Origin of the sequence: Sphingopyxis sp. (genome assembly GCF_035250425.1) — a bacterium.
In the GTDB taxonomy this organism is placed as follows: Bacteria; Pseudomonadota; Alphaproteobacteria; order Sphingomonadales; family Sphingomonadaceae; genus Sphingopyxis.
In genome coordinates, this window is sequence record NZ_DATFFD010000043.1 from 1 (window position 1) to 5,586 (window position 5,586).

General features: G+C 65.8%; 6 protein-coding genes. 3 read left to right on the top strand and 3 right to left on the bottom strand.

The window, feature by feature from the left end; all coding sequences use genetic code 11:
- Window positions 1-177 precede the first annotated feature (177 nt).
- From VJ811_RS02980 to VJ811_RS02990, 3 genes are all read right to left on the bottom strand, one after another.
- On the bottom strand, window positions 178-456 hold the full coding sequence (locus tag VJ811_RS02980) for a DUF1294 domain-containing protein (RefSeq protein ID WP_324070792.1): 279 nt from the start codon (window positions 454-456) through the stop codon (window positions 178-180).
- Window positions 453-914 carry a Holliday junction resolvase RuvX gene (gene ruvX / locus VJ811_RS02985; protein ID WP_324070793.1) on the bottom strand — a complete coding sequence of 154 codons (462 nt, stop codon included), beginning with the start codon at window positions 912-914 and terminating at the stop codon, window positions 453-455. The genes VJ811_RS02980 and ruvX overlap by 4 nt, the downstream gene beginning before the upstream one ends.
- Window positions 915-1,075: 161 nt before the next feature.
- Window positions 1,076-2,377, bottom strand: coding sequence for a DUF3089 domain-containing protein (locus tag VJ811_RS02990; RefSeq protein ID WP_324070794.1), 1,302 nt, complete (start codon window positions 2,375-2,377; stop codon window positions 1,076-1,078).
- Window positions 2,378-2,590: 213 nt separating this feature from the next.
- Here VJ811_RS02990 and VJ811_RS02995 point away from each other — a divergent pair, with 213 nt between their 5' ends.
- From VJ811_RS02995 to VJ811_RS03005, 3 genes are all read left to right on the top strand, one after another.
- The gene (locus tag VJ811_RS02995) at window positions 2,591-4,366 is read left to right on the top strand and encodes a DUF4153 domain-containing protein (RefSeq protein WP_324070795.1); all 1,776 of its coding nucleotides are present in this window, start codon (window positions 2,591-2,593) and stop codon (window positions 4,364-4,366) included.
- 205 nt (window positions 4,367-4,571) lie between these two features.
- Window positions 4,572-4,874 carry an Asp-tRNA(Asn)/Glu-tRNA(Gln) amidotransferase subunit GatC gene (gene gatC / locus VJ811_RS03000; protein WP_056371029.1) on the top strand — a complete coding sequence of 101 codons (303 nt, stop codon included), beginning with the start codon at window positions 4,572-4,574 and terminating at the stop codon, window positions 4,872-4,874.
- Window positions 4,874-5,586, top strand: a 713-nt coding sequence (locus tag VJ811_RS03005; RefSeq protein WP_324070796.1) for an amidase, incomplete at its 3' end; no start/stop codon positions are given. The genes gatC and VJ811_RS03005, both read left to right, overlap by 1 nt.

The following is a 5,586-nucleotide window of genomic DNA, read 5'->3' on the forward strand; positions in this document are numbered from 1 at the left end:
GATCGCGATCCTGCTCCTCGAACTCGTCCTGCTCACGCTTTGGGCGTCCGGTTTTTCCGACCAATAGATCGCCAAGACTTAGTCGTCGCCCCCGCGAAGGCGGGGGCCGCTGGAGATGTTGCGCGACGCCGATAGCGGTCCCCGCCTTCGCGGGGGCGACGGCTAAGTCTTGGCGATCTATTGGTCGGAAAAACCGGACGCCCAAAGCGTGAGCAGGACGAGTTCGAGGAGCAGGATCGCGATCATCCGGGCCGCGAAGGGCTGTTTGCGCGTCTTGTGGCGGACGAGGCGCGAAGCGGCGAAGGTGCCCGCCGCGCCGCCGAGGACGGCCCAGCCGAGCAGGGTATTTTCGGAAATGCGCCGCGCGCCGCTTTCGGCGAATTTTTTGTCGAGGATCATCAGCGCGAACGCGATCCCGTTCGCCGCGATCAGCCAAACGACGATATATTCGGTCAACCGCGCGTCATCGCGTCGATCGCGCCCTGCAGGATGAAGGCGGCGGCGGCGCTGTCGATGCGTGTCGCGCGTTTGGCGCGGCTGACGTCGGCGGCGATCATCGCGCGTTCGACCGCGGCGGTCGACCAGCGCTCGTCCCAGAGCAGCAGTGGCAGGCCGAGCGGCGCGAGGTTGCGCGCGAAGGCGCGGGTGCTTTGGGTGCGCGGGCTGTCGGTGCCGTCCATGTTGAGCGGCAGGCCGACGACGAGGCCGACGATATTGTGCTGCGCTATGAGGGTCTTGAGCGTTTCGAGATCGACCGAGAATTTCTTGCGGATGATCGTCTTGTCGGGGGTCGCGAAGCTCCAGTTCATATCGCAGAAGGCGACGCCGATGGTTTTCGTGCCGACGTCGAGGCCCGCGAGGCGGCCGCCGTTCGGGAAGTTGGCGGCGAAGTCGGGGGCGGCGGTGGTGATCATGCGACCTCTCTACCCGCTCGTGTCGAGCGAAGTCGAGACACCGTGAAGGCGCGCGCGGACGATGGGCATCTCGACTTCGGCCAAAGGCCGAAGTTTATCCTGAGCGCCTGCCAAGGCAGTCGAAGGCTCGATGCGAACGGATTAGACAGCGGGACCGCGGATCAAGTCCGGGGTGACGAGGCTGGAGGGGCGGGGGCGGCCGGAGGAGGCGTCGGCGCTGCCGCGGGCGGAACCGGCGACGGCTTGCCTTCATAGGTCGCGAGGCGGCGGAGTGCGTCGGCGCGGACGTTCGCCCAGAAGAGGGTGATGTCGTAGACGTGGTAATTGTTGCCGGGGAGCACATAGCCCGCGACGACATAGTTTTTCGCGATGTCGGCATCGCCGATCATCAGGAAACCGCGTGTGTCGTCGCATTTCGCGCCGATCTTGCCCGCGATCAGCGACCCGCTCTTGAAGCCTTCGGTCGGCTTCAGCGTGCCGATATTGGCCTCGGGCGGCGCTTCGGTGTCGGGGATGCCGGTGAGCGGGTTGGTGCAGAGCATCCGCGTTTCGGCGCGCGGGCGGCCGTCGAACCCGATCGTGCCGTCATAGGCCTTGGTCACCATTTCGGGATCGGCGGGCTCGGCGAAACTCGCCCAGCCGACGATGCAGCCCTTTTGTTCGGGGGTCTGGCACGCGGGCAGGCCAAGCCCGGCGATGTCGGTGTCGAGGCTGACCGGCCAGCCGATGACGTACGCCGCGACGATGCGCTTCGCGAGCGGGGTGCCGGCGATCTTGTTCTTCAGCAACGTGGTGAGATGGAGCGCGCCCTGGCTGTGGCCCGCGAGGATGATCGGCTTGTTCTTTGGTTGCGCGCCGAGGAAGGCGTCGAACGCCTCCTCGACGTCGCGATAGGCCGAATCGATTGCCTTGCCGGCGGTCACGCGGTCCTGCGCGAGGAAGGCGCCGAGCGTCGCCTGGCGGTAGCGCGGCGCCCAGATTTCGCCGGCGTCGGCAAAAGCGCTCGCCATGCCCTGGACGAAGAGGTTGGCACGATGGTCGGAATCGCGGTCCTCTAGCGGCGCGTTCCAGCTCGAACGGCTGTAATAGCTGGTCGGGTGGACGAAGAAGACCGCGGCGTCGCCCTTGGGCGTTGCGGCTTCGGTCGCGGTCGGCGCGGCCTTGGCGGGCGGAATGATCTGGTCGCGGGTTTCGGCGCTTTCGGTGGCGTTTTCGGTCCCGGGGGTTTCGCTGCCGTCGGCGGCGGGGCGCCACGCCGACGGATCCTTTTCCATGCCCGGGCGCGCGAACCACATTTTCGGATCGTCATAGGCGTTCGGCGCGACCGCGGCCTGCGGCTTGAATTCGGTGCTGGGGACGAAGGCGGTGCGCGCGATCCAGCCCGGGAACAGCTGGTACACGACCCCGGCGGCGACGATCAGCAGGATGATAGCGGCAATGATGTAGAGGAATTTGCGGGCCAAATGGGGGCTCCATGGGGGAGGGGCAGGTCTTTGCCTGCGGGGCAATAAATAGGGACAGTCCCTGGCAATAAATAGGGACTGTCCCTATTTAATCGGCGCGATGCGAAAGCATATGAACGTCTCTTCAAATTAAATAGGGACTGTCCCTATTTATTGCAGGCTCTGGGGCAGCTTTGGCTTGCCGCGGCGTATGAAACAAGCCCAGATGTCGCGATGACCGATGCAGTCGCAACCGGCGCCTCCGCCGATTCGCCCGCCAGATCGTCGCGCGTTTCCGCGCGCCTCGACGGCAATGATCCGCCCTGGCCGCTGCGGCCGTGGATCATGGCGGCGATCTGCGCCGCCGCCGGGCTGGGGATGCATTTGCTGATGGGCCATCAGTCGGACCCCGCCTATTGGCGGAGCGCGGCTGCGGCCTTTGTCGTCGTTGCCACGATTACCTTCGTGCTCGGCGTCGAATTGCGGCGCTGGCGCTGGGCGCTGGGTTTTGCGCTGGCGTGGGGCGCGGTGATGGGCCTGATCGCGTGGCAGACGGCGGGTTACAATATCCGGGGCAATCTGATCGAGTGGCCCTTCTGGTCGGGGTTGCTCGCGGTGCTCGTCGCGACGCCCTTGTTCCAGACGCGGCGCGATGTCGCGCCCGACTGGCGGTTCTGGAAGCTGTGGGAGATGCCGTACGAGCGGCTGCACAGCCATGCGTGGACCGATGCGGTGATCGGGGCGGCGTCGCTGGCCTTTGTCGGGATTACTTTCCTGCTGATCGTGCTGATCGGGCAGATGTTCAAGCTGATCGGGATCAACCTGATCTTCGACCTGCTGAACGACGAATGGTTCGGCTGGATGCTCGCGGGGGCGGCGTTCGGCGGCGCGGTCGGCTTGCTGCGCGAGCGCGACAGACTGGTTTCGACGTTGCAGCGGCTGGTGATGATCGTGCTCGCGGTGCTGGCGCCGGTCTTGGCCGTGGCGCTGGTGTTGTTCCTGCTCTCGCTCGCGGGGACGGGGCTGCAAAAGCTGTGGGATTCGGGCTTTTCGACCGCGGCGGTAATGATGGGCGTGGCGGCGTTCGCGGTGCTGCTGGCCAATGCGGTGATCGGCAACGGCGCCGACGACCGCGCGACGAACCCGATGCTGCGCTGGGCAGCGCCGGTGCTGGCGGTCGCGGTGCTGCCGCTCGCGGGGATCGCTTATTATTCGATGCATTTGCGCGTGATCCAGTACGGCTGGACTCCCGAGCGCATCTGGGGCGTGATCGCGGCGATCATCGCGGTGGCTTATGGCATCGCCGGGCTGTGGGCGGTGGTGAAGGGCCGGCGCGATTTCGACGACTGGCTGCGGCCGTTGCAGCAGAAGCTCGCGATCGGGCTGGCGTTGCTGGCGTTGTTTTTGGCGCTGCCGATCCTCGATTTCGGGGCGATCTCGACGCGCGACCAGGTTGCGCGGCTGAAATCGGGGGCGGTGCCGGTCGAGAAATTCGACTGGGCGGCGCTGGCCTATGACTTCGGGCCGAGCGGGCGCGCGGCGTTGAAGGAGCTGGCGAAATCGACGCAAAAGGAGCGGGCCGGTCTCGCAAAGCTGGCGCTGGCGGCGAAATATCGGGGCGATGTGCAGCAATATCAGCACTATAATGACGTCGCCGTCGCGGGGACAAAGATCGAGGACAAAGTGCGCGTTCTTCCGGAAGGAAGGACGCTGACGGCCGAAGCCTATACCGCGATCAACGGCAGCGGACATTGCCTGAGTCAGCACTGTATCGCCTATGTCGTGAGCGGCGACCGGATCGCGCTGATCCGACCTGGCGACAATGTTCTGCTGCTCGCGCGCAGAGGCAATACCGGGCAGTGGAGCCCTTATGATGAACATCCCCCGAGCCCCGCGCCGGCCTTGCTGGGGAAAGCCAGCGATCTGGACAAGGCGGTAGTCGAAGTGCGTCAGATTACGCGGCGGCAAGTCTTCGTGAACGGCAAGGCGATGGGTGATAATTTCGACTAGGATTGGATCCTCCCTGTCGCGAAGCGATGGGGAGGTGGCGGCGCGGAGCGCTGACGGAGGGGCCATGGCGCAGCGTTGCGGCCCCTCCACCACGCCCTTTGGGCGCGGTCCCCCTCCCCATGACTTCGTCACGGGGAGGATTGATAAGGTTGAAGCGATCCGGCGGGGATGCTAGCGGCGCGGCTTCGTTAAAGTTAGGGCGATCATGTCAATCGATCAGGCAACAGTGAGGAAAATCGCGTCGTTGGCGCGCATCGCGATCAGCGATGCCGAAGCCGCCGCGATGGAAGGCGAATTGAACGGCATTTTGGGCTGGGTCGAGCAACTCGGCGAGGTCGATGTGACCGGGGTCGAGCCGATGACCGCGGTGATCCCGAACACGCTCAGGCTGCGCGACGATGTCGTCGACGCGGATCCGCTGACCGGTGGTGGGCGGCGTGACGATGTGCTGGCGAATGCGCCGGCGGCGATGCACGGCTTCTTTGGTGTTCCCAAGGTGATCGAATAATGACCGATCTTACGAATCTGACCGTCGCGCAGATCCGCGACGGGCACCGCGCGGGCGATTTTTCCGCCGTCGAGGTCGCCGAGGCGTTCAGCGCCAATGTTGCGGGCGCGAAGGCGCTCAACGCGTTTATCGTCGAGACGCCCGAGCATGCGCTCGCGGCGGCGAAGGCGGCCGACGCCGACCGCGCGGCGGGGACGCTGAAGCCGCTGTCGGGCGTGCCGATCGGGATGAAGGACCTGTTCGCGACGAACGGTGTCCAGACGACCGCGGCGAGCCATATGCTCGAAGGCTTTGTCCCGCGTTATGAATCGACGGTGTCGGCGAAGCTGTGGGACGCGGGCGCGGGGATGCTCGGCAAGCTGAACCTCGACCAGTTCGCGATGGGGTCGTCGAACGAGACCTCTTATTTTGGCAATGTCATTTCGCCTTGGCGGCGCAAGGATGGCGGCAATGCCGCGCTCGCGCCCGGCGGTTCGTCGGGCGGTTCGTCGACCGCGATCGCGGCGCGGCTGTGCCCCGCGGCGACGGGAACCGACACCGGCGGCTCGATCCGCCAGCCCGCGGCCTTCACCGGCATTTCGGGGATCAAGCCGACCTATGGCCGCTGCTCGCGCTGGGGCATCGTGGCGTTCGCGAGTTCGCTCGACCAGGCGGGGCCGATGGCGCGCGACGTGCGCGACTGCGCGATCATGCTCGAGAATATGGCGGGCTT